The organism is Acinetobacter sp. BSP-28, from assembly GCF_044130285.1.
Lineage (GTDB): Bacteria > Pseudomonadota > Gammaproteobacteria > Pseudomonadales > Moraxellaceae > Acinetobacter.
Map to the genome: position 1 here is coordinate 192,823 of NZ_JBIQOB010000001.1, position 23,050 is coordinate 215,872.

At 41.0% G+C, this 23,050-nt stretch carries 20 protein-coding genes and 1 pseudogene; 12 read left to right on the forward strand and 9 right to left on the reverse strand.

The features are described from left to right. Positions 1 to 14: 14 nt before the first annotated feature. The gene (locus ACE01R_RS00985; protein WP_395544261.1) at positions 15 to 1,058 is read right to left on the reverse strand and encodes an NAD(P)H-dependent flavin oxidoreductase; all 1,044 of its coding nucleotides are present in this window, start codon (positions 1,056 to 1,058) and stop codon (positions 15 to 17) included. A 322-nt stretch (positions 1,059 to 1,380) separates the two neighbouring features. On the opposite strand from ACE01R_RS00985, the gene ACE01R_RS00990 reads away from it, so the two are divergent. Continuing rightward, the gene (locus ACE01R_RS00990) at positions 1,381 to 1,899 is read left to right on the forward strand and encodes a hypothetical protein (protein WP_395544337.1); all 519 of its coding nucleotides are present in this window, start codon (positions 1,381 to 1,383) and stop codon (positions 1,897 to 1,899) included. A gap of 66 nt (positions 1,900 to 1,965) precedes the next feature. Here ACE01R_RS00990 and ACE01R_RS00995 read toward each other — a convergent pair whose 3' ends face one another. From ACE01R_RS00995 to ahpF, 4 genes and pseudogenes are all read right to left on the reverse strand, one after another. Next, the gene (locus ACE01R_RS00995; protein WP_395544262.1) at positions 1,966 to 3,177 is read right to left on the reverse strand and encodes a YeeE/YedE family protein; all 1,212 of its coding nucleotides are present in this window, start codon (positions 3,175 to 3,177) and stop codon (positions 1,966 to 1,968) included. Between the two features lie 165 nt (positions 3,178 to 3,342). Further along, positions 3,343 to 3,994: pseudogene (locus ACE01R_RS01000) on the reverse strand (VIT family protein). A gap of 102 nt (positions 3,995 to 4,096) precedes the next feature. After that, the gene (locus ACE01R_RS01005; RefSeq protein ID WP_395544263.1) at positions 4,097 to 4,441 is read right to left on the reverse strand and encodes a hypothetical protein; all 345 of its coding nucleotides are present in this window, start codon (positions 4,439 to 4,441) and stop codon (positions 4,097 to 4,099) included. A 199-nt stretch (positions 4,442 to 4,640) separates the two neighbouring features. Further along, positions 4,641 to 6,203 carry an alkyl hydroperoxide reductase subunit F gene (gene ahpF / locus ACE01R_RS01010; protein ID WP_395544264.1) on the reverse strand — a complete coding sequence of 521 codons (1,563 nt, stop codon included), beginning with the start codon at positions 6,201 to 6,203 and terminating at the stop codon, positions 4,641 to 4,643. Positions 6,204 to 6,464: 261 nt separating this feature from the next. Between ahpF and ACE01R_RS01015 the strand changes: the two genes are divergently transcribed. Further along, on the forward strand, positions 6,465 to 6,686 hold the full coding sequence (locus ACE01R_RS01015) for a DUF1653 domain-containing protein (RefSeq protein WP_395544265.1): 222 nt from the start codon (positions 6,465 to 6,467) through the stop codon (positions 6,684 to 6,686). 62 nt (positions 6,687 to 6,748) lie between these two features. Then, positions 6,749 to 7,342: an O-methyltransferase gene (locus ACE01R_RS01020; protein ID WP_395544266.1), complete on the forward strand. Its 594-nt coding sequence runs from the start codon at positions 6,749 to 6,751 to the stop codon at positions 7,340 to 7,342. 50 nt (positions 7,343 to 7,392) lie between these two features. Here the strand turns inward: ACE01R_RS01020 and ACE01R_RS01025 are convergent, their stop codons facing one another. Both ACE01R_RS01025 and ahpC read right to left on the reverse strand, forming a co-directional pair. Beyond that, positions 7,393 to 7,599, reverse strand: a complete 207-nt coding sequence (locus ACE01R_RS01025; protein ID WP_395544267.1) for a KTSC domain-containing protein — start codon at positions 7,597 to 7,599, stop codon at positions 7,393 to 7,395. Positions 7,600 to 7,986: 387 nt separating this feature from the next. Then, positions 7,987 to 8,550, reverse strand: coding sequence for an alkyl hydroperoxide reductase subunit C (gene ahpC / locus ACE01R_RS01030; protein ID WP_395544268.1), 564 nt, complete (start codon positions 8,548 to 8,550; stop codon positions 7,987 to 7,989). 529 nt (positions 8,551 to 9,079) lie between these two features. On the opposite strand from ahpC, the gene hrpA reads away from it, so the two are divergent. The 7 genes from hrpA to ACE01R_RS01065 all read left to right on the forward strand — a co-directional run bounded on the left by hrpA (position 9,080) and on the right by ACE01R_RS01065 (position 20,563). Further along, positions 9,080 to 12,901, forward strand: a complete 3,822-nt coding sequence (gene hrpA, locus ACE01R_RS01035; protein WP_395544338.1) for an ATP-dependent RNA helicase HrpA — start codon at positions 9,080 to 9,082, stop codon at positions 12,899 to 12,901. A gap of 28 nt (positions 12,902 to 12,929) precedes the next feature. Further along, on the forward strand, positions 12,930 to 14,039 hold the full coding sequence (locus ACE01R_RS01040; RefSeq protein WP_395544269.1) for a beta-ketoacyl-ACP synthase III: 1,110 nt from the start codon (positions 12,930 to 12,932) through the stop codon (positions 14,037 to 14,039). 11 nt (positions 14,040 to 14,050) lie between these two features. Continuing rightward, a complete protein-coding gene (locus ACE01R_RS01045; RefSeq protein ID WP_395544270.1) occupies positions 14,051 to 14,809 on the forward strand; it encodes a lysophospholipid acyltransferase family protein in 759 nt (252 codons plus the stop codon). Between the two features lie 156 nt (positions 14,810 to 14,965). Next, positions 14,966 to 16,972: a hypothetical protein gene (locus ACE01R_RS01050; protein WP_395544271.1), complete on the forward strand. Its 2,007-nt coding sequence runs from the start codon at positions 14,966 to 14,968 to the stop codon at positions 16,970 to 16,972. Between the two features lie 88 nt (positions 16,973 to 17,060). Next, positions 17,061 to 18,776 carry an AAA family ATPase gene (locus ACE01R_RS01055; RefSeq protein ID WP_395544272.1) on the forward strand — a complete coding sequence of 572 codons (1,716 nt, stop codon included), beginning with the start codon at positions 17,061 to 17,063 and terminating at the stop codon, positions 18,774 to 18,776. A 123-nt stretch (positions 18,777 to 18,899) separates the two neighbouring features. Next, positions 18,900 to 19,883: an ion transporter gene (locus ACE01R_RS01060; RefSeq protein WP_395544273.1), complete on the forward strand. Its 984-nt coding sequence runs from the start codon at positions 18,900 to 18,902 to the stop codon at positions 19,881 to 19,883. A gap of 317 nt (positions 19,884 to 20,200) precedes the next feature. Beyond that, positions 20,201 to 20,563 (forward strand): hypothetical protein, encoded by a 363-nt coding sequence (locus ACE01R_RS01065; protein ID WP_395544274.1) that lies wholly within the window; start codon positions 20,201 to 20,203, stop codon positions 20,561 to 20,563. A gap of 89 nt (positions 20,564 to 20,652) precedes the next feature. Here the strand turns inward: ACE01R_RS01065 and ACE01R_RS01070 are convergent, their stop codons facing one another. Further along, positions 20,653 to 20,772, reverse strand: coding sequence for a hypothetical protein (locus ACE01R_RS01070; protein WP_395544275.1), 120 nt, complete (start codon positions 20,770 to 20,772; stop codon positions 20,653 to 20,655). Between the two features lie 204 nt (positions 20,773 to 20,976). Beyond that, positions 20,977 to 21,162, reverse strand: a complete 186-nt coding sequence (locus ACE01R_RS01075) for a hypothetical protein (RefSeq protein WP_395544276.1) — start codon at positions 21,160 to 21,162, stop codon at positions 20,977 to 20,979. Between the two features lie 324 nt (positions 21,163 to 21,486). Between ACE01R_RS01075 and ACE01R_RS01080 the strand changes: the two genes are divergently transcribed. Both ACE01R_RS01080 and ACE01R_RS01085 read left to right on the forward strand, forming a co-directional pair. Further along, positions 21,487 to 22,407, forward strand: a complete 921-nt coding sequence (locus ACE01R_RS01080) for a LysR family transcriptional regulator (protein WP_395544277.1) — start codon at positions 21,487 to 21,489, stop codon at positions 22,405 to 22,407. Positions 22,408 to 22,735: 328 nt separating this feature from the next. Then, positions 22,736 to 23,008: a diguanylate cyclase domain-containing protein gene (locus tag ACE01R_RS01085; protein WP_395544343.1), complete on the forward strand. Its 273-nt coding sequence runs from the start codon at positions 22,736 to 22,738 to the stop codon at positions 23,006 to 23,008. Positions 23,009 to 23,050 lie beyond the last annotated feature (42 nt).

A 23,050-nucleotide genomic window follows, 5' to 3' on the forward strand; every position in this document is an offset into this window, starting at 1 on the left:
TATACGCCAGTAGATTAGGATTGGCTGATTTCCAGCACCAGCTGATTAATTAAATCTGCAGCTTCCATCTCCCGGATCTGGGCAACATTGGTTCCCGCCCAAAATGCCCCAAAACCATGGTCACCTTGTGCAGATGCTGCGGCATGCAGTTGTTTACCCAAGTCATAGCAGTAGGGGTAAGTGGCGACTTGCGGTCGTTCAGGCTGATCGACTTGGGTATGCCAATGGTTAATTAAACCGCGGGCAGGGCGTCCGGAAATACTGGCAGTAATTTGAGTAATCGGTTTACTAAACAGGGCTTGCCGATAGGCTGTGTTGGCATTGGAGCTTTTGCACTGTACGAAAGCCGTGCCCAATTGAACAGCTTCGGCGCCTAACTGGATTAAGAGTTGGGCCTGCTTACCATTCATGATCCCGCCAGCAGCTACGACAGGTTTGGTGCAGTACTGTTTTAATAATTGCACCAGATCGGAAGTTTTGACTGCGCTATCAAATGTTTCATTAAAAATACCACGGTGCCCACCGGCTTCAATACCTTGCGCAATAATGACATCAATGCCGGCAGCTTCAATCTCCAGCGCTTCAGCCAGATTGGTTGCGGAAACCATCGTTAGGATACCTGCCTGTTTTAAGGCTTGAATCTGGTGTGCATGCGGAATGCCGAAGTGAAAACTCACGGCTTTAGGTTTGGTTTCCAAGACCAGATTTAAATAGTCATCACTATCTAAAAAACTGGGATAAATGCATTTTAATTCTTTAGGCGGAGTTGCATGATACTTTTCAAATTGAGGGGATAAATATTCAATCCATTGCTCTGCTAGTTTTGGGTCGAGTGCTGCGCTTTGATGACAGAAAAAATTGACCTGAAATGGTTTATGGGTAAGTGCCTGCGTTTCTAAAATTTGCTGGCGTGCTGCTTCAACCGAACTTGCCCCCAAACCCAATGAACCCAAACCGCCTTGATTGGAAACCTCAGCAGCCAATTGAGGGGTAGAAACACCTGCCATCGGTGCAAGGAAAATAGGATGTTTAATTTCAAGTTGTTCTAATAAAGTCATATTTGGCTCCTGTGCATATCATCACTTTGCCCAAGCCCTCTAAATTAAGCAAATAATATTCGTTATTTTTTTATGAAATAAAAATGTTTTTTGAACCTAAAAATAAATGAAAATGAAATGATAAATTAGGCGTCAAACTATGTCGCATAATAGCTCGGTTTACATGTGGTTTGAGTTGGAAATTTTATAATACGGATTCATTATATGAAATTGCATATTCAGTATGGTCCGAAGCGGTACTAGTGTTATATGAATGAAAAAACAATATAGCTGAATATTTCAGGCATACTATTGCAAGATTTAGTGATGAGGATAATTAATGATGAAGCCGTTCATCTTGACGACTTTAATTTTAAGTGTAGTACTTTCAGCATGTTCATCTTCCGAACAACAGAAAATCCAGATTGATCCTCAAAAATATAAGGTGCAAGATGCAGCAAGCCTGCAGCAGCGTTTTGAAACGTTAAATCAACAGTTATCTAAAGATTATCAAGCTTTTAAAAAGAGCAACAATATTGCTTTTTCAGACCAGTCAGTACTTGATGTAAACCAGTTGCAGACTTTAAACCTGCATGCGGTGAGTAGCACCTCTTTAAAACCTGTCAAACAGGATTATTGTCAAATGATGAATGGTTATTTTGCTGAGATGTATCAGTTGGGCCATCAAAACTTGAATATCATCGGACAGGTGAAATTACCCCATGCGCAGGGTGAAAACTTAAGTAAAAGTTTTGCAGATGCCGATCAGTTTTATGACTTTATTTTAAACCGTTATACTTCATACCGTCAGGCACAAGAAATTATGGGTTTTGGCTGTAATTTAAAAGCAGCGCTGCATTAAATTAAAAATAGCATACATAAAAAAAGCCCATCACTTGATGGGCTTTTTATACGCTGAAATCTGGATTTAACAGCCGGTTAATTTTTCAGCTTGTGGTCGTTCGCCCGGAAAGAAAATGGGACGAAGTTTCACGCCAATACCGTTACCAATGAAGGCAAAGATCAACCATAACCAGCCATGCAAACTACCTGAAGCAATACCGCTGAAGTAAGCACCGATATTACAGCCATATGCCAGACGTGCACCGTATCCAAGTAATAAACCACCAAGCACCGCAGCAATGAGTGAGCGTTTTGGAATGTTGAGATTTGGCGCAAACTTACCAGCAAGGCTGGCCGCCAATAATGCACCGAGCATAATGCCGAAATTCATCATTGAGGTAATATCGAACCACAATGAATTGGCTAAAGCTTTGGCGTTGGCAGGTTGTTGCCAATAGGCCCAAGAAGCCACATCTACGCCGGCAAAGCTGGCAGTTTTTGCAGCCCAAACTGCAAGTGCAGAAGTCACACCCCAGGGACGACCAGCCAAAGCGAGTGTGGCAAAGTTGAGCAGGGTCAGAATGATACCGCCCCAAATGAGTGGCCATGGACCACTTATGAAGCGTTTAAAACCTTGAGTTTGAGCTTTGGGTTCTACTTCCAGTGAACCATGATGCTTTTTCTCAAAAAAGATGGTTGCAAGAGCAATCGCAGCGAACAGCACAAAGCTGACGATAAGCGCAGGGATCACGCCTAAACTTGACACAATCGAAATCGGTTCAAGATGCGGCAGATTAAACCACCAGTCTAAATGCGTAGTGGCAATTAAAGAACCTAAGCAGAAGAAAATCAGGGTCACAATCATGCGTGCACTACCACCACCTACGGTGTAAAGTGTACCTGACGCACAGCCGCCGCCCAGTTGCATGCCTATACCAAAGATAAAAGCACCAATCATCACAGACATGGAAACAGGGTTGACATTGCCTTTAACAGGATTGCCAAATAGCTCACCGGCGCCTAAGGCGGGGAAGAATAGCAATACTGCAAGTGCCAGCATGATCATTTGGGCACGTAAGCCACGACCACGACGTTCCTTGATAAAAACACGCCAGCTTGAGGTAAAACCAAAAGATGCATGATACAAGGTCATGCCCAAGGCACCGCCCACCAAAAACAACAAGGCTTGATTCAGCCCCACAATTTGATAGGCACCCACTGTACCGACAAACAAAAGAAAAAGAGCAACCCAAACTGACAGGTTAGATCGGTTGGATTGTGCAGCAATAATAGACATTAGGAAATAAAAAACAACTAAATTAGTCGGAATATTTTAATGTATTATTCACGCATAATATAATTTAAATCGATAGATTATCGGGTTTATAATTTTAAATATCTTATTAAGTATATTTGTAAAAATAATAAATCACATTGGGCTGACATCAAATAATGAGCCGATTCAGCTTGCAAAGCCCATGGCAATAATTCCCCAAATGGTGACGCGTAAACTTCCCTTAATTTTAGATGTACCTGCAAAATAATCCGATAAAGCACCTAAAGCAGCCAAGGATAAAATACCTACAATCATCACGACCATAGAGATGTATTGTTCGGGACTGACCAAAATGGAAAGCATGGGAAATAATGCACCCACAGAAAATGCAAGGGCAGAGGAAGCTGCTGCCTGTAAGGAATTTGCTGCGGTATTTTCGTGAATGCCAATTTCATCCCGTACATTTGCTTCCAGGGCATTGTTGGCAAGGAGCTGTACTGCGATTTTATGTAGCAGCTCAGGTGTTAAACCACGCTGAATATAAATTTGCGTCAATTCTATTAATTTATACTGAGGATGATGCCGAAGTTCACGTGCTTCCATCGTCAAATCAACTTCTTCAATATCGACTTGAGATTTGAAAGAAATATATTCACCTGCTGCCACGGAGTTGGCACCTGAAATGAGTCCGGCGATGCAGGTAATCAGTAAAGTATGCGAAGATACCACTGGCAGCCATCCCCATAATGAGGCTGGTCACGGAAATGATTCCATCATTGGCACCGAGCACTGCAGCACGTAGCCAACCTGTTCTCTGAACATAATGTTTTTCCAGAATTTATTACAATTACCATAAAAGAAATGTCAGTAAAAAAAAGCAAGATTAATCAATAAAAAAAGGCTCCATTTTAAAGGAGCCTTTTTATTTCAACGATTCACATTATTGTTGAGCTCTTTCTTTCACGTTAGAAGCACCTTCTTCCACAGCACCGGCAGTTTTTGCAGTGGCTTCTTTGGCTGCATCTTTAACATCTTTTGCTGCGGCTTCAGTTTTAGCAGCAGCTTCATCACCTGCTGCCTCAATTTTAGAGGTTGCTTCATCAGCAGCAGCTTTAGTTTTAGCTTCAGCTTCCTTTGTGGCATCAGAAATATCATGACTTGCTTGATTGGCTGCATTTTCAAGATGTTCACCAGTGGTTGCACCTGTTTCAGGTGCTTTCTCTTTATTACAACCAACTAAAACAACGGTAGCAGCAAGACCTAAAGCAATAAGCAATTTATTCATTTTCATTTCCTTCTAATTGTGGCACCCACCTAAATAGGGGTATTTTTGAATATAACTAAAAAAATGCACAAATAATGAGCTAAAATTGTTAATTAAATGTAATTATTTTTTATGAAAAAATGAGTGAAAAAAAAGGCTTATACCACTGAAGCAGTGATATAAGCCTGATTAAAAGAATGATGCTTTCTAATTGAGATGATTAGTCATTACGGATAATGTAATCAAAAGCAGACAGTGATGCTTTGGCACCTTCACCGGTGGCAATGATGATTTGCTTGTACGGCACAGTAGTACAGTCACCGGCAGCAAATACACCTTTGACATTGGTTTCATTGCGGTCGTTAATCACGATCTCGCCACGGTTAGACAACTCCACTTTTGACGCTTTCAGGAAGTCGGTGTTTGGCAACAAACCAATTTGTACGAAGATCCCGGCCAATTCAACTGTATGTTCCTCATCCGTTGCACGGTCTTTGTATTTCAGTGCAGTGACTTGTGAACCGTCACCCACCACTTCAGTCGATAAGGCATTCTTGATTACAGTAGTGTTTGGCAAGCTGTTGAGTTTGTCTTGCAGCACCTGATCGGCACGCAGTTTGGTATCGAACTCAACTAAAGTTACATGCTCCACAATCCCGGCCAGGTCAATCGCGGCTTCCACACCCGAGTTACCACCACCGATCACCGCAACACGTTTGCCTTTGAACAATGGACCATCACAGTGCGGGCAGTACGCCACACCACGGGTTTTATACTCTTGCTCACCCGGAACGTTCATCTCTCTCCAGCGTGCACCGGTCGACAGAATGATGGTTTTAGACTCTAACTTGGCACCATTTTCCAGTGTCACTTCCACCAGACCATTGGCGGTTTCATCTGCACCTTTAATTGCAGCGACTTTTTGCAGGTTCATGATGTCGACATCATAGGCACGTACATGCGCTTCCATCTCGGCAGCAAATTTAGGACCCTGGGTTTTCTGCACCGAGGTATAGTTTTCAATGTCCATGGTATCCATCACCTGACCGCCAAAGCGTTCCGCCACGATCCCAGTTTTAATCCCTTTACGCGCGGCATAGATAGCAGAAGTATTCCCTGCAGGACCACCACCAATCACCAGCACATCAAAGGCCTCTTTGGCATTCAGTTTCTCCGCATCTTTGGCTGCCGAGTTGCTGTCCAGTTTGGCAATGATCTCTTCCAGGGTCATACGGCCCTGACCGATGTGGTTGCCGTCCTGGAACACCATGGGAACTGCCATGATTTTGCGTTCTTCAACTTCCTCCTGGAAGAATGCTCCGTCAATCATGGTAGCCGTGGTGCCCGGGTTATAGATTGCGATCAGGTTCAAGGCTTGAACCACGTCAGGGCAGTTATGGCAGCTTAATGATACAAAGACATCGAAGTCCGCTTTAAGACCAAGACCTTTAATGCTTGCAAGTACTTCATCCGATACTTTCGGGGCATAACCAGAAGTTTGTAGTAATGCCAAAATCAAAGAGGTGAATTCGTGGCCCATCGGCAAGCCTGCGAAGAATACACGCGGTTCTTCACCTGCTTTTGCAATACCAAAGCTAGGTGCACGGCTATTTGTACCGTCAAAACGTGCAGTCACTAAATCAGACAAAGCTGCAACTTCAGTCACCAGTTCTTTGATCTTGTCCGACTTATCTGTACCGTTCAAAGTTGCAACGATTTCAATCGGGCCTTCAAGGCGTTCAAGTAAGGTTTTTAATTGAGCTGAAGTATTTTGGTCTAACATGGCTAACGTCTCCAAGGGAGTAAATGCTTATTTAATAAAGCTATAGTAAGGTAAAATTATAAATTGGTAAAACATTTCATTTTTATAAAAATAATCGGTTTAATAGATTAATGTTTTTTACAAAAAATATATGCTAAGTAGATGATGGTTTAATGTGAATATTCAAGTATTAAAGAGAAATTTAAGTATTTTTTATAAATTGCTGCATACTTCTTGCTAATTTTGATTATGATGGCAACATGCTTTAACAAGGTTATAAAAATGCAACTGAAATCCGGTATTTATCAACACTATAAAGGCAATTTATATCAGGTTTTTCATGTCGCTACCCATAGCGAAACAGCAGAGAAACTGGTGGTGTATCAATGTTTATATGGTGATTATTCAATGTGGGTACGTCCTTTAGCAATGTTTCAAGAAACGGTAACACTCGAGAATGATGAAGTCGTTCCACGATTTAAATTAATTCAAGAAACTTCATGAACTAGATTAAAGGCATCGATAAACGCTAGACTCAACAGAATAATAAAATAGGAATAGCTGCGATGAGCATGAGTGAGACATTTCAGAAACGGATGCAGGAATTGTATCAAAGTTTCATTAAATTTGATGCCTTACAAAAAGACCGTATTCAGCGTTATCGAAATATCGAGCCGGAGTCCGCCTTATTTTTAGCCATGCAAGTACGCATGCAGCAATCCAAAGCTATTCTGGAGATAGGAACGTCAACCGGATATTCAACTTTATGGCTGGCAAATGCAGCGCAGACTTCACAAGGTCATATCACTACTTTAGAAATTGATCCGGCACGTTCCCGGAAAGCTCAGCAATATGCTCAAGAATTACAATTGAGTGAGCGGATTGATTTCTGGGTAGGGGATGCTGAACAATTTCTTCAAAATGCCGCACAGCAACAATATGACTTTATTTTACTGGATGCTGAGCGTGATGCTTATGAAGGTTATTGGCAGTATTTGCAGCATATGCTGCATCCAAAAAATGGGGTCTTGTTCGTCGACAATGTCATATCACATGCAGCAGAAGTTAAACAATTTATTGCACTGGTGAAAAATGATGAGCGCTTTATGAGCACAACCCTGTCTATGGGTGCCGGTTTATTTATGATTTGCTATAAATAAAAGTTCTATGAATAAACATATAGGTAAATCAGGGCATAGCCCTGATTTTTTTAAGCAATAGAAATACGGGTAAAATGTAAATCATATTCTAAATATTTATGTACAAAAGCGGCTTTGTCATGACATCGGAGCAGGTTGTTATAAATAAATTCCGGGACTGGGTGGTACAGTTCTGCTGAACCATTATTATAAAAAATTTTAAGATAACGTGATGAAGAACTGTAAGTGTAAGAAGTTACAGTAAGTATTGATCCCATAAGCACTCCTTTTTTATATTATATTTCTCAAATTTTGTCTGTCACTTGGCTTAAGATATATAGGTTGTGCGCTGTAAGGCAGAATTGAAAAACATTCGTCACAAACCTGTATAAGACCTACATTACAATAAAAAGTGACAAAGCATAATAAAAATAAATGTACTACATGGATAAATTTTTGATAGCTAACTTTTTTGTATTCGAAGAATAGGGCAGTACGGTATTCTGCTTTTTATCACTGAAGTAAAAATATAAATCGAATTATGCTGACAGTATAGAAAGTACTAAAGATTAAAGATATTTGAAATAGTAATCTTATTTAAAATTTAAAAAAGAAAAAACCACGCTAAAGAGCGTGGTTTTTACATCAGTTCAATCTAATACAGATTAGATTTTACCAACTAGGTCGATTGAAGGAGCTAAAGTAGCGTCGCCTTCTTTCCATTTAGCTGGGCAAACTTCGCCTGGGTGAGCGTGAACGTATTGAGCTGCTTTAACTTTACGAAGAAGTTCTTGAGCATCACGGCCAACACCACCAGCGTTGATTTCAACGATCTGGATTTTACCTTCAGGATCGATAACGAAAGTACCACGGTCAGCAAGACCAGCAGATTCGATTAATACGTCAAAGTTTTTAGCAAGTGTCCAGTTAGCATCACCAACCATTACGTATTGGATTTTTTTGATTTCTTCTGAAGAATCGTGCCAAGCTTTGTGCGTGAAGTGAGTGTCAGTAGAAACTGAATAGATTTCAACGCCCAATTTTTGGAATTCAGCGTAGTTGTCTGCAAGGTCACCAAGTTCAGTTGGGCAAACAAAAGTGAAGTCAGCTGGGTAGAAGAATACTACAGACCATTTGCCTTTAAGATCAGCTTCAGTTACTTCGATAAATTGACCATTTTGGAATGCAGTTGCTTTAAATGGTTTAACTTCTGTATTAATTAAGCTCATCATTGTCTCCATGATTGAGGTTTGTATTTGATTTCCAAAAGGATAGCGAATTTTTTCTTATTGCTGAAACAGTATTTTTACATTATTGAAATCGGAAAAACCGAATTAACTAATATAAAGCCTACAATTTCACCAAATCTGATTCTTTATCTATTCAATCATTTAAAGATGATTATTGAATGACAAAATATCAGCTCTTCAGCTTGCCTAAGAACATGAAGGTTACGGGCCTAAAATTCAAGGGTAAATTTTTCTTAAATTAAATTTCTTTTTCTAGAATGAATTATTGTTGCGCTAAGTCATCATCCTAAGATGATGTATTTGAGCTTCATTAAAGAATATAAGCTGGTGATTTAGCTTTACGGGTGATCTATTTTGCATGATTTTGAATATTCTTTAGCTCAAACGGTATGAATAAACATTTGCTTGCCTTTCTCTCGAGAGCGTTACAGCGTAAAATACTCAGTTCAATTTTTTGTTTTGGGATAGATTATCTGTGTTAAGTCATTTAAATGTAGATCAATGGGTCATGGCACGTGACCGTCATCGTTTAAATCGGCTACGCAAAGGTAAAGATGCCAATGAAAAACACTATCAAGAATTATTAGAAAAATCGAATCACAAAGTTCGAGAGCGTCTGTCGCGTGTCCCGAACATCAAACTCAATCAAGATCTTCCGGTTACCCAATATAAAGACAAGCTGATTGAAGCCATTCAACAGCATCAGGTGATTATTGTGGCCGGGGAAACCGGTTCCGGTAAAACCACACAATTACCGCAAATTGCCATGCTGGCCGGTCGCGGTTTAACCGGAATGATTGGTCATACCCAGCCACGACGACTGGCTGCGCGTAGCGTATCGCAGCGTATTGCCGAAGAAGTGGGCGAGAAGCTGGGTGAATCCATCGGTTTTAAAATTCGTTTTAACGAACAGGGGTCGCAAGACTCGATAGTTCGTTTGATGACGGACGGTATTTTGCTAGCTGAACTGGCTAATGATCGCTATTTGACCAAATACGACACCATTATTATTGATGAAGCACATGAACGTTCATTGAACATCGACTTCATCATGGGCTATTTAAAACAGCTCTTGCCACGTCGTAAAGACTTAAAAGTCATCATTACCTCCGCAACGCTCGATGTAAACCGTTTTAGCAATTACTTTAATGGTGCACCTGTCTTTGAAGTGGAAGGCCGCAGTTATCCGGTAGAAGTGCGTTATCGCCCAATTTCAGAAATGAGTATTGGCGGTAGTGATGATGATGAATTTGATGACTTTGAAGAAAACTTGCCGCGTGCCGTGGTTCAGGCGGTGGAGGAATGCTTTGCCGATGCACAGCAAAAAGGTCATCCTGAACATGCCGATATCCTGATCTTTGCCAGTACCGAACAGGAAATTCGTGAACTGCAGGAAACCCTGCAAAAGCACGGTCCACGACATACCGAAATTTTGCCCTTATATGCACGTTTAGCGATAGCGGAACAGCAAAAGATTTTCAGTCCTGGCGGTAGTGGACGACGCATTATTATTGCTACCAACGTAGCTGAAACGGCACTCACTGTGCCAAATATCCGCTATGTGATTGACAGCGGTTTTGCCCGTATCTCACGTTATAGCTACCGTTCACGGGTGCAGCGTTTACCGATTGAGGCGGTATCTCAAGCGGCGGCCAATCAGCGTAAAGGTCGTTGTGGACGTATTGCGCCGGGTGTCTGTATCCGCTTGTATTCTGAAGAAGATTTCCAGAGCCGGCCTGAATTTACCGAACCCGAGATTAAACGGACCAATCTGGCATCGGTCATTTTACAGATGGAAAGCCTGAATCTGGGCAGTCTGGAAAGTTTTGATTTTATTGAGCCACCAGATCATCGCTTGGTCAATGATGGCCGTAAGTTGTTGATTGAACTGGGTGCTTTAAACGAAAAGAAATCAGAACTGACAAAAGTCGGTCAGCAAATGGCGAAGATGCCAATCGACCCTCGTTTGGCACGTATGATTTTAGGCGGCGCGCATTTTGGTGTGCTCAATGAAGTCCTGATTATTGTCGCAGCTTTGGCTGTACAGGACCCACGAGAACGTCCTGCCGATAAACAGATGCAAGCTGACCAGAAGCATGCCTTATTTAAAGAAGGTGACTCTGACTTTTTGTTCTACATCAAGTTATGGGAAACCTTGCAAGCTAACCGTGCCTCGATGAATGAAAACAAGCGTCGTACTTTTGCACGCAATCATTTCCTAAGCTGGTTACGTTTACGTGAGTGGAAGAAAACCCATGAACAGCTTTTTGAACTGGCTCAAGGTTTAAAACTTTCTTTTAATGATAAAAAAGCCAGTTATGAAAACTTGCACCGTGCTTTATTGACCGGCCTGCTTTCGTTTATTGCCAACAAGACTGATGAGCGCAATGTGTTTATGGCAGTTCGTCAGCAAAAAGCACGTATTTTCCCGGCATCGACCTTGCATAAAACCAATACCCCTTGGGTCATGGCTTTTGAGATGGTGGAAACCTCGCAAGTATATTTGCGTACCTTGGCGAAGATTGAACCGGAATGGATTTTGCTCGCTGCACGTGACCTGCTCAAGCATCACTATTTTGAGCCGCACTGGTCGAAAAAAGCAGGTGTGGTGAATGCCTATGACCAGATTTCCCTGTTTGGCTTGATCATTGAACCGAAGCGTTTGATGAACTATGAAAAAGTCGATCAGCCGGCAGCGCATGAAATCTTCCTGCGTGATGCCTTAACTACAGGTAATCTCGGCATTATGCCGCCATTTTTAAAGCATAATTTACTTAAGCTGGAAGAAGTGGAACGGGTAGAAGATAAGCTGCGTCGCCGTGATCTGGTGGTGGATGAAGAAACCATTTATCAATTCTATGCATCCAAAGTGCCTGAAGAGGTTGCTAGCCGACGCAGTTTTGAAGACTGGCGAGCGACGATTGAGCCGCAAAATCCGCGCTATTTATTTGTTGAAGATGATGCGCTGTGGATGAATGATCGTCCGACCACGCAGCAATTTCCTGATTATTTGCATAATGGTACATTACGTCTGGCGGCGAGTTACCGTTTTGATCCAAGCCATGATGAAGATGGGGCGACGGTTAAAATTCCGCTACAGGCCTTACCACAGGTCGATGAAAATATCTGGTCATGGGGCATACCGGGATGGCGTGAGGATTTGATTGAAGCCTTACTGAAATCTCTGCCTAAGGATAAGCGACGTAACTTGGTACCAATTCCAGATACTGCACGCAAACTGATGAAAGCAATAGATGCAGTCAATTTGCGTGAACATATTTTCAAGTTTTTGGCCTTTCAACTACGCGGTGAACAAATTACTGAAAAAGACTTTTCTTTTGAACGGGTCGATCAGTATTTGCTGCCGTTCATTAAAGTCATTGATGAAAAAGGTCGGGTGATTGAAAAAGGCCGTGATCTGTCTGAACTGAAAGCCCGTTGCCGAACCGAAACCCATAGTCCAGTCAAACAGTTAAAAGGCGAGTTTAAAACTTTCCCTGAAAATTTCACTTTTGAAGCTTCACAAAAAGTGACTGGTGTCGTCGTAAAGCAATATCAGGCGATGGTCCCGACCAAAGCATTTTCAGAGCTAGATGCCAAAGACGAATCTGGTGTGGTGATTCAGACCTTCAATGATCAGGCTGAAGCGATTAAACAGCACCGGGAAGGTGTGATTCGCCTAGTGTATATGCAGCTCGGCGATCTGGTACGTCAGCTGAAAAAACAGATTTCCAAACCGCTGGCTTTGGCCTATTCACCTTTGGGCGATAAGGCTCAACTGGAGCAAATGTTAGTTTATGCCACCCTTCAGATAACAATAAATGAGATTCCTGTCAATGCTGAAGAGTTTCAAAACTTGCTTTTAAATGTAAAAAAATCTTTCCTAACGCATGGTCAAGTGGCATTATCTATATTGAGCGATATTTATATCCAATGGCAGGATATCCGTCGAAAATTATTGGTTTTAGACGATTCTATCTTTGGAAAAAATATTGATGATCTTGAAGATCAGCTTGATTTAATGAGTCTTTCCAACTGTGTGTATGTCAAGTCTTCCGATATATGGCAGGAATTTCCACGCTATTTAAAGGCTTTGGTCTTGCGTTTAGAACGCTTGCCAAATAACCTGCAAAGGGATAATTCTGCCATTGAGCAAGTTGACCCATGGATGGAAAAATTGTTTAAGTTTAAAAATGACGCTCGCCTGAAAGATTTGTACTTTATGGTCGAAGAATTTCGTATTTCCTTGTTTTCACAGCCAATGAAAACAAAAATGCCGGTTTCTCCAACCCGCCTGCAAAAAGTATGGAATCAATTGGGCATTAATTAACAGAGCGCAAAATTAACGGGAGTTTTACATGGGCATTCGTATTACCGGTACCGGTCTTTATCACCCAGAAGAATCCATTAGCAATGAAGAATTAGTTGCAAGTTTAAATGCTTATGTGGAACAGTTTAACCACGACAATGCTGACAAAATCGCTGCTGGTGAAATCGAAGCACTTCGCGGTTCAGATGCAGAATTTATTGAAAAGGCATCCGGTGTTAAAAGTCGCTATGTTGCTGAAAAATCAGGTATCCTTGATCCGAAGCGTCTATATCCACGTTTACGTGAACGTAGCAATGATGAACTTTCCATTCAAGCTGAATGGGGTGTGATTGCTGCTAAACAGGCGATGGAAAATGCAGGGGTTACAGCTGAAGATATCGACGTTGTGATCCTTTCATGTTCAAACATTCAGCGTGCTTATCCGGCTGTTTCAATTGAAATCCAAACCGCTTTGGGCATTCAAGGCTATGCCTATGACATGAACGTTGCCTGCTCTGCTGCAACCTTTGGTTTAAAACAGGCTGCGGATGCAATCAGAAGCGGTGCACGCCGTGTATTATTGGTCAATGTGGAAATTACCTCTGGCCATACCGATTTCCGTTCACGTGACTGCCACTTTATTTTTGGTGATGTGGCGACAGCATCTATTATTGAAGATACGACCACTAAAACCGGTTTTGACATTTTAGATACACACTTGTTCACGCAATTTTCAAACAACATCCGTAACAACTTCGGTTACTTAAATCGTAGTGAAGATGCGGTTGTGGATGACAAACTGTTCCGTCAGGATGGTCGTAAAGTGTTTAAAGAAGTGTGTCCGCTGGTTGCGAAAATCATTACCAAACAGCTTGAGAAAAACAACATTGCACCAAGCAACGTGAAACGTTTCTGGTTGCACCAAGCCAATGCCAGCATGAATGACCTGATCTTGAAATATGTAGTCGGTAAAGATGCTGACCGTGCGCTAGTACCTATTATTCTGGATGAGTTTGCCAATACCTCTTCTGCAGGTGTGATCATTGCATTACACCGTACTGCACATGAAGTGAATGATGGTGAATATGGTCTGCTTTGCTCATTCGGTGCGGGTTATTCTGTTGGTTCGGTTCTGGTACAAAAACACGTTGTAGCATAAGGAATCATCTATTGCAGGTTGAGCATGATGCCAGATGGATTAAATGCCTCAGTGCGTTGTCCAAACTGTATTTCACCCCCACCTTTTTAGGGGCTGAACACATTGATGCTACCAAACCTGCAATGTATGTCGGGAATCACACCCTATATGGGGTGTTTGATTCACCGATCCTGATTGATTATTTATATAATCACCATAAAGTGGCTGTGGTCAGTGTTGCTGATCATGGCCATTTTTATTTGCCTGGCTGGCGTACCCTGTTTAAGAAATTCGGTGCTGTCGAAGGTGAAAAAGCATATATTCGTGCAGCGATGCAGCAAGGTTATTCGATTCTGGTCTTTCCCGGAGGCGGGCGGGAAGTTTTAAAAAGAAAGGGTGAGGCCTATCAGCTGATCTGGAAACAGCGTTATGGTTTTTTAAAACTGGCGCAGGAGTTTAACTATGATATTGTCCCTTTTGCGGCTTTAGGTGGCGATGAAGTCTTTGAGCTGGGGTTTGATGCCAATCGGATTATTGAAAGTTCCTGGTTTCAAAAAATATTAAAGCTGCCACAACTAGATAAATTGTTACGCCATGGTGATGTTATTCCATCTTTGCCTAAAAGTATTATCCCGAAGCGTCTGCCTTTTTATTTTCAATTTATGCCACGACAAAACTTAATGCATATCGAAAATACTAAACAATTAAAGGATTTTCGCGATCAGCTCCAGAAACAAATTTACGCGGGTTTAGAATATTTGAAACAACAACGTGAAGCTGGAAAAGTTTGAGTAAACTTAGCTTATATTTATTTTATAAAAGCATGATCCAATCATTAAGCTTTAGCAATTTCTCGGGAAAATTTGATTAAATTCCGAACTAGGCATACATTATCTTCATTACATTATTAAATTCATCCTAGGATGGTCATTTAATTTGAGGCGAGTATGGAACAGGATCGTTTAATACTTCAAGATCAAGGGATTGCGAAACCGCTACTCAGAATTTCTAAAAGTCTAAATAAAATTTTTCAAGATCAGCTCAATATTGTAGGTGGGCTGAATGCGCAAAATATGTTTCGTATCGATCAGGAGCGGCATGTCGTACAAGTCGCCAATGGTCTGTTTCAGTTGCAATTTCATGCACCTGAGTCTGGGCGGAAAAGTATTTTGCACTGTGATTTTACTTATCTGGGACAAAAAGCTGAATTACTAGAAGAATTCATCCTGCATGATCTGTATTTTCTTACCAATGATTTAAAGCCACAACATTCTCTCTATCTGCGACAAAAAGCCCAACAGTTGCGACAGCTATTGCTTGATCAGGTGTATTTGTGGGTGCATGGTGCTGAGCGGGTGAGTACTTATTTGAAAAATCTTTCATTGTTTGAAGCTGAAATTATTGATCAGCTGATGATGAAAGCAAATATCTATTCTTTTGCTGTTTTGACAGATTATGTCGTGAATAAAACGGCCTTGCCTGAAACGCTCATCCAGTTGCTGCAAGAGATTTGTTCCATTCAAAAAGTCTATGGAGATGAATTTCTACCTTTGCAACCTTTAATGGAAGCACTGGATGAGTTTTGTTTTAGTGCAGCCCAGTATTTACCTGCGGCCATGTATCGCATTATGGCGCTGTCATTTGAAGAACGCTTTAACTTGCATGAGTTAATGGAACATCAGGATGATATCCATTTACTCTATCGGCATGCTCAAGAACAATCTGCCTTGCTGGGCTTTGTGCGTTTAATGCGGCGTGAACTTTGGCAGCGAGATGATTTGCTCTCAAAACACAATTTTCTGCACAGCTCGACTGGGGTCTGGCAAAAGAAAGTCGCAAAATTGCCCTTATTTGATTATCCACGTGCAGCAAACTGGCTGTTTAAACAGTCTGCTGAGGTACTGGACTGGCTGAGTCGCAATATACAACAGAGTAGTGTCCGGGTTGCGGTCACGGCTTTGAGTTTTATTGACAGCAGTCAGGTTCATCCGCAAGTGATTCTGGCAACTTTACAGTATTTTCAGCATTGTTCGGCACGCATGTTTATTCATAGCTGTCATTATTTTGCCATGCAGGAAGCCTGGTTTGAGCATGAATATAATCATAGTGTGGTGCTTAAAGGGCAGTACCAAGCTCTGGATGATCAGCGCATTGCCATCAGTCCGTCCATTTTATATCTGGATGAATGGATGGAATTAATGTGGAATGTCAGCAAAGGCAATGAGCAAACAGTCAAGAAAATCTATTTGCGTTTAAGTCGGGCCATGCAGGCCTATATGTTATACCTGCACAAAATCACCCAGGTTTTTGGCGATGATTTAATGGCTTATATCCGGCCGGAAACCCATCAAAATCGTGAATTTTATACGGTATTACAGCGCTATAAAATGCAGCTGGATGAGTTTCGTCAGGTCTTTTATTTGCGTGGTCGAAATATCCGGGTGTCGGTGTTTGATTCCTATGTTCGGGATTATCTGGTTGAATTTTTTAAGGATAATCAGCCTGTAGCAAAAAATACCAGCTGGATCGGGTTTTATCATCAGGCTACGGATTGGCATGCTCAGATCCAGAAACAAGAAATCATGAGCCAGTTAAAGAAAAATTATACGGTGTCGGTATGGCAACCGATGATGCCGGAAAAAGTCATGCAATTTTCAAGCTGGAATTTTGAAGAACTGGCAGGCCTGGACCGGCTTATTGAAGAATCGCAAAGATGCCAAAATTGTCTGGCAGCTAGTTATGCCCAGCGGATTATTGAAAGAGAATATGTGGCTTTTCATATGGTCTCACAAACCGGCAAGTTGCATATGACTTTAGGTTGTTATTTACGTGACGGACAGCTGATCTATGACCAGCTGGAATATCCGCATAATAAAAAAACCGAATATCTTTTTGTGAATATCGCGCTGCAATTTATCTCCTGGTTAAATAGTCAGTTTGCGCCGTTTAAGTGACAGTTGCTGTCGCTAAACTTTTTTCTAGGCTTAACTTTTAGCGAAAAAATCGGTAGGCTATAGCCGTTAATTTATGGTTATAGGTCTTATGAAACAAGAAACTGCACTCAAGCTTTTGAAAGCGGGCGAAAATGTCTTTTTAACAGGCTCGGCCGGTGCAGGGAAAACCTATACACTCAATCAGTACATCAATTATCTGAAAGCCCGTAAAGTGCCAGTGGCCATCACGGCATCTACAGGGATTGCAGCCACCCATATGAACGGCATGACCATTCATACCTGGGCAGGCATTGGCATTAAAGATTTTTTGGGTGATGCTGACCTGAAAAACATGAAAGAGCGCAAGTATCTGAAAGAGCATTTGGAAAATGCCCAGGTGCTGATTATTGATGAAATTTCCATGCTGCATGCCAAGCAGCTCAATCTGGTCAATCAGGTTTTAAAATATTTTAAAGAAAGCGATGAAGCCTTTGGCGGGATTCAGGTGATTGTCGCGGGTGACTTTTTCCAGTTGCCGCCTGTAGGTAAAAATGACGAACGCAATCGGGATAAATTCTGCTTTATGTCCGATGCCTGGGTGGAAGCAAAATTCCGGGTCTGTTATCTGACCGAACAGCACCGTCAGGGTAATGATTATTTAAATGACATTTTAAACGCCATTCGCAGCCAGAGTATTACAGCTGAACATCTTCAGGCTTTAGAACAAACCCGCCAGCAAGATGTGGGGCAAACCTTTACCCGTTTATATACCCACAATATGGATGTGGATAGCATCAACTTTAAACATCTCAATGCTATTGATGCTGAAAGCAAGCAGTTTGACGCCGTTTGTGATGGTAATGACAAGCTGATTGAAACCTTGAAATCATCCGTTCGTGCGCCTGAAAACCTGACTTTAAAGAAAAATGCCAAAGTGATGTTTGTGAAAAACAACTTTGATATGGGCTATATCAACGGCAGTTTGGGTGAGGTGATTGGCTTTGAAGAAGATGATGAACATGGCATTTTGCCGAAAGTAAAATTGACGGATGGTACGGTACTGGTGGTGGAGCCTGAAACCTGGTCGGTAGATAATGATGCCGGTAAAACCATTGCCAGTTTTCAGCAAATTCCCTTACGTCTGGCTTGGGCCATTACTATTCATAAGTCACAAGGCATGACTCTGGAAACGGCTGAAATCAACCTGGCCCATACCTTTGAGAAAGGTCAGGGCTATGTCGCTTTATCGCGTTTAAAAGCATTAAGTGGCTTAAAACTGCTGGGCATGAATGAACAGGCTTTGGAGCTGGACAGTTTGGCTATTAAGGCCGATCGCCGTTTTCAGGAACTGTCTGAAGAAGCGGAAAATCATTTCGAGTCGATTGATTTAACACCTCAGCACAAAGCTTTTATCCGTCATTGTGGCGGAACCTTGAATGAAACAGAAATTCAGCGTAACGAAAAGAAAATTGCCAAAAGTGGCGGTAAAACCAATTATGCGACGGCCACCCTGGATGAAACTCGTGAACTGTTTGAAGAAGGCTATGAAATTCAGGATATTGCAGTAGAGCGTGGCTTGACTCCGGCGACCATTATTAATCATCTGGCGAAATTGCATAAAGAACAAGGTCTGGATATTTCTGTGGCTCATCCCGGTGATGAAGTGGTTGAGCAAGTACGGAAAATTTATAAACGCTTGATGAAACGACAAAGCCCTGAAAACTTTAGTGAGGATGGCGCAATCAAGCTGCGCCCAATTGTGGAAGCGACCAGTCCGCGTATGGGCTATGATCAGGTGCGTCTAGCTTTACTTTTTGTGGAATAAGCTCCCATTAATACGGGCTGCCAAGGATAGGCTAAATTTTGTAAAATGATCTTGAGCTGTATGCTTAAAGATGGCTCTTGGGTTAAACTGAAGTCTTAAAATTCAGAATAAAATGCATGGCTTATGGCACTTACAGCATGGATTACGCTTAGAAAATTCATTTATGATAATTTGCATAATGAAGACTATGAAACCACTTTTAGCCGATGGCTAAACTATTTTCTGATTTTACTGATTATCGGAAATGTTGTTGCTGTGCTCTTGGAGTCAGTCAATGATATCTATATTTCTTATCAATGGTTCTTTGATGGATTTGAACATTTTTCCATTTTTATTTTTAGTGCTGAATATTTATTAAGATTTTGGTCGGTTGCGGAAAAAGATCCTTTTCAATCTGGCTGGAAAAACCGGCTAAACTGGATCATTAGCGGTGGAGCCATTATTGATTTGTTAGCGATCTTACCCGCCTATATCAATTTCTTTGTGCATCTGGATTTACGTTTCCTCAGAATTCTACGGTTGTTGCGACTGCTTAAGCTGACACGTTATTTTGTCTCTCTACAAATTTTATTACGGGTGATTGAGCGTGAAAAAGGCTCATTTCAGGCAGTCATCTTTATTTTAATTATTATGATTGTAATGGCTGCTGCAGGCATTTATGTGGTGGAAAGTCGTGCCCAACCTGAAGAGTTCAGCTCCATACCTGCCTCAATGTGGTGGGCAGTAGTGACTTTAACCACTGTGGGTTATGGTGATGTCACGCCCATTACTCCTTGGGGACGTTTTTTGGGTGCCTTAATTACCATTTTAGGCGTGGGGCTGGCCGCTTTACCGGCAGGTATTTTGGCAACTGGCCTGACGCATGAACTGGAACAGCGTAAGCAAAATCTGGAATTAAAGTTTAGAGAGTTATTACAGAGTTCGGAAATTGATTTATTGAGGGATCAGGAGAAAATAGAAGCTATTCGCAAAGAGGTGGGGCTCACTTCGCATCAAACTCGCGATATTATTTTCCAGTTGCTGCGCGAACAGCGAGAAGAAGCTTTGAAACAAGAACGTGAGCAATATGCCTATTGCCCACATTGTGGAGAAAAATTACCGGATTAATTAGCCGTAGATATATGTAAATTGAGGCGGGTAAAGAAAGTTAAGTGCGAATATCTTATTTTCTTTTGATTTGTCTTTTAGATGAGAAAATCTTGATTTTAGAGCCGTAATTTACTGCTTTTGGGGGTATGGAAAAGTTGGAAAAATGACTTAAATTTGCATAGAGAAAGTTATAAAAAGTAATATTTTTAATGTAAACAAAAGTTTGTTATGTTGTATATGAATAAAAATTATTTAAACTGTGTTTAAAATAGAAAAAAACAGGATGGTTTTTTCATTTATTTAAGAGAATTAAAAAAATAAAAAAGGATAAAATTATGAAACAGTATCAGAGAGCAGCTTTAGCTTTAGTGGTCGCCAAGCTGGAATTTGGTAATCATAAATCAAATATTTATGATTATAAAGAAAGTGTCTACCCTCAAATCAGTGGTAATGTGAATCAGCATGAAGCCAAACTTTTTGATCATCACAGATCCGTGATTTTTGAAGGTAAAAATACCGGTCGAGAGTTTAATCTATATGATTATGGCCACCAAGAATTTATCAGTTTAAAGAAGAAAGGCATAAAAAAATACGAAGGCTATCATTATGGAAATGCCAGTTATTATGAGATCACTATTTCCGGCTCAAGTATAACGTTCTATGACTGTAGTACTGGGGAATATTACCGTTTTTCTTAATTGATGCTGTTTATAAGCTCTTAGTTTGGCGATTAAAAATAGCCCCTAAAAAGGAGTTATCTTTACGTTGAAGCTCATTGCAAAAGCGTTTAAATATAGTTTGCAATTCTATGGTCTAAATCTAAAACCAAAATCGGTTCATCAATCTGAACTACTTCCACGCCTTGGGCACGTAGGTCATCTAGAAGCTGTGCATAGGTTGGAAGCAAATGATCAACAAATTTTAAGCTGGCTTTATCTACACTGATCTCTGCATGATCTGAATCACACTCACAGGCTGTTTTTTAGTTGTTTTGCCATCACGAATGTGCGACAGGTAAAAGAAAGTCTGCAAATCAGGGATGATAACTTTAATCGCTTGATTCAGGATTTTCGCACGTTCAACTAAAGCCAATAAATCAGAAAAGTCAGCTTTAAACTGTCACAAAAGAAAGACCTGCATTCATTTGGACTAGCCAGTTGCTGACTTCAACCGCTTGAGCTTTTGCTAAAAATTCGGTTTTGCTGATTTCACCTTTTCTGTAGCTTTCCTTAGCAAATTTAAGTTCACGCTTTGCTCCAACACGTGGATAACCCAAAATATGCGACCTAATGGACATGATATTTTCCTAAATAAGATTCTTTTCGTCGAAAACATCAGCGAATAAAATAAAACATGAACCAAACTAATTAATTACATGCTATATTGAATAATATTCACTTTTTGGTTGCTGAATTGAGTTTTTCGCTTTTCAAATAAATAGAGCGAATAAAGTTGAATTCATGGTTTTTTATTTATTTTATGTTTTGTCTAAACCTTGTTACTCGAAGCATAGCTTCTCGTCTTGCGCTCAGGCAAAGCTACTTTTTGTTGTCCTTCGCACTTTCAGCATAGCTGTAAGTCTTGCGCAAGGGCAAAACGATGTTTTGCTGGACCCTTGCTCATGCTAGAGATTCGTCATCTAAAAACTTTAACTGCCTTGCGTGAGCATGGCTCACTGGTCGCTGCTGCCAATGATTTGTGTTTAACGCCATCGGCTATTTCACATCAGCTGAAAGAACTGGATCACTGGTATGGGGTAGAGGTAGTCAATCGCCGTAGTCGTCCTGTGACGTTTTCAAATGTGGGACAGCGTTTACTGAAACTGGCAGATGATGTATTGCCACAAATCCAGATTACCCAAACAGACATTACACGCATTGTGCATGGGCAGACTGGGCGCATTATTTTCTCGTCAGAATGTCATAGCTGTTTTGACTGGTTAATGCCTTTGCTGAATCAATATCGTCAACAATATCCAGATGTAGACCTGGACTTTGCTTCAGGTTTTGAAGCCAATCCGCATGAGCTTTTGCAAAATGCCGAATTTGATTTGCTCATTACGGCCGATCCGATTGCTTTGAAAGGCATTGAATATTTTCCGATATTTGAATATGAGTCGCGTTTGGTATTATCTAATACTCATCCTTTGGTACGTGCAGAACGTATCACTGTGCAAGAACTGGCAGATGAGACCTTGATTACTTATCCGGTAGATAAGCACCGTCTGGATATCATGGCGAAACTGTTTATTCCAGCGAACATTCAACCCAAGCAAATACGGACGACAGACTTGACTCAAATGTTGATTCAACTGGTAGCCAGTGGGCGGGGTATTGCTGCATTGCCTGATTGGGTGGTGAATGAATATGAGCAAAAAGGCTGGGTGACTTCACGTCGTTTGGATTGTGTCTCGTCTACCGGTTTGCGCCGTACCTTGTATGCGGGTTATCGAACTGAAGAGAAAGAGAAAAGTTACTTTGAAGGTTTCTTAAAGCAACTGGCAAAATTCTCTCAAAAGCGTAATCAGTATTATTCTGAATAGATCGACGATTGACTGAATTTAAAAATTGAAGCTGCTGAATGGAACAGATGAGATCAATGATGAGCTTATCTGTTCTTTATTTTTGAGTGATATCAACAAAAATAGAAAATTAATCACATGACATTAAATAACTAAAATGAGAACTATTACGCGGAAACTGTCTATACAGTTTCGGATAAAATTCATTGGCTTTTTTTCTTACAATCCATTGCCTCTTTTCCAGGTCTATTTATGCTCAAATCTAAGCAACCTTCCCCCAAGCAGCTCATGTCCTGTCATTCAGACACAAACGGCTATTGCGAAGCTGGGTCTGGATTTGAATGCGGTGATGACATTGGTTGCACGTTTAGGTGGCGATGAATTTGCCGTGATTTTAACCTCGATCGCTAATCAGGAACTGGCAAAATCAGCGATGAATCGTATTGAACAAGCCTGTGGTTTACCTTTTATATTTGAAAATTTCCAGTTAAGTATGGGTGCAAGCATTGGTTTGGCAGTATATCCTGAAGATGCTCAGGGTTTAGAACAGTTACTGGAATGTGCCGATTTAAAAATGTATGAAAATAAAAGAGAAAAGAAACAAATTCATCTCAATGGTTGATCATCTTTAAAACATTGGATCAACCTGGATGAAGTCTAGATT

Excerpts from the sequence above, each read along its gene's own strand:
- ACE01R_RS00985 (WP_395544261.1), bottom strand. The coding sequence starts at position 1,058 with ATGACTTTATTAGAACAACTTGAAATTAAACATCCTATTTTCCTTGCA.
- ACE01R_RS00990 (WP_395544337.1), top strand. The coding sequence starts at position 1,381 with ATGAAGCCGTTCATCTTGACGACTTTAATTTTAAGTGTAGTACTTTCA.
- ACE01R_RS00995 (WP_395544262.1), bottom strand. The coding sequence starts at position 3,177 with ATGTCTATTATTGCTGCACAATCCAACCGATCTAACCTGTCAGTTTGG.
- ACE01R_RS01005 (WP_395544263.1), bottom strand. The coding sequence starts at position 4,441 with ATGAATAAATTGCTTATTGCTTTAGGTCTTGCTGCTACCGTTGTTTTA.
- ahpF (WP_395544264.1), bottom strand. The coding sequence starts at position 6,203 with ATGTTAGACCAAAATACTTCAGCTCAATTAAAAACCTTACTTGAACGC.
- ACE01R_RS01015 (WP_395544265.1), top strand. The coding sequence starts at position 6,465 with ATGCAACTGAAATCCGGTATTTATCAACACTATAAAGGCAATTTATAT.
- ACE01R_RS01020 (WP_395544266.1), top strand. The coding sequence starts at position 6,749 with ATGAGCATGAGTGAGACATTTCAGAAACGGATGCAGGAATTGTATCAA.
- ACE01R_RS01025 (WP_395544267.1), bottom strand. The coding sequence starts at position 7,599 with ATGGGATCAATACTTACTGTAACTTCTTACACTTACAGTTCTTCATCA.
- ahpC (WP_395544268.1), bottom strand. The coding sequence starts at position 8,550 with ATGAGCTTAATTAATACAGAAGTTAAACCATTTAAAGCAACTGCATTC.
- hrpA (WP_395544338.1), top strand. The coding sequence starts at position 9,080 with ATGGCACGTGACCGTCATCGTTTAAATCGGCTACGCAAAGGTAAAGAT.
- ACE01R_RS01040 (WP_395544269.1), top strand. The coding sequence starts at position 12,930 with ATGGGCATTCGTATTACCGGTACCGGTCTTTATCACCCAGAAGAATCC.
- ACE01R_RS01050 (WP_395544271.1), top strand. The coding sequence starts at position 14,966 with ATGGAACAGGATCGTTTAATACTTCAAGATCAAGGGATTGCGAAACCG.
- ACE01R_RS01055 (WP_395544272.1), top strand. The coding sequence starts at position 17,061 with ATGAAACAAGAAACTGCACTCAAGCTTTTGAAAGCGGGCGAAAATGTC.
- ACE01R_RS01060 (WP_395544273.1), top strand. The coding sequence starts at position 18,900 with ATGGCACTTACAGCATGGATTACGCTTAGAAAATTCATTTATGATAAT.
- ACE01R_RS01065 (WP_395544274.1), top strand. The coding sequence starts at position 20,201 with ATGAAACAGTATCAGAGAGCAGCTTTAGCTTTAGTGGTCGCCAAGCTG.
- ACE01R_RS01075 (WP_395544276.1), bottom strand. The coding sequence starts at position 21,162 with ATGTCCATTAGGTCGCATATTTTGGGTTATCCACGTGTTGGAGCAAAG.
- ACE01R_RS01080 (WP_395544277.1), top strand. The coding sequence starts at position 21,487 with ATGCTAGAGATTCGTCATCTAAAAACTTTAACTGCCTTGCGTGAGCAT.
- ACE01R_RS01085 (WP_395544343.1), top strand. The coding sequence starts at position 22,736 with ATGACATTGGTTGCACGTTTAGGTGGCGATGAATTTGCCGTGATTTTA.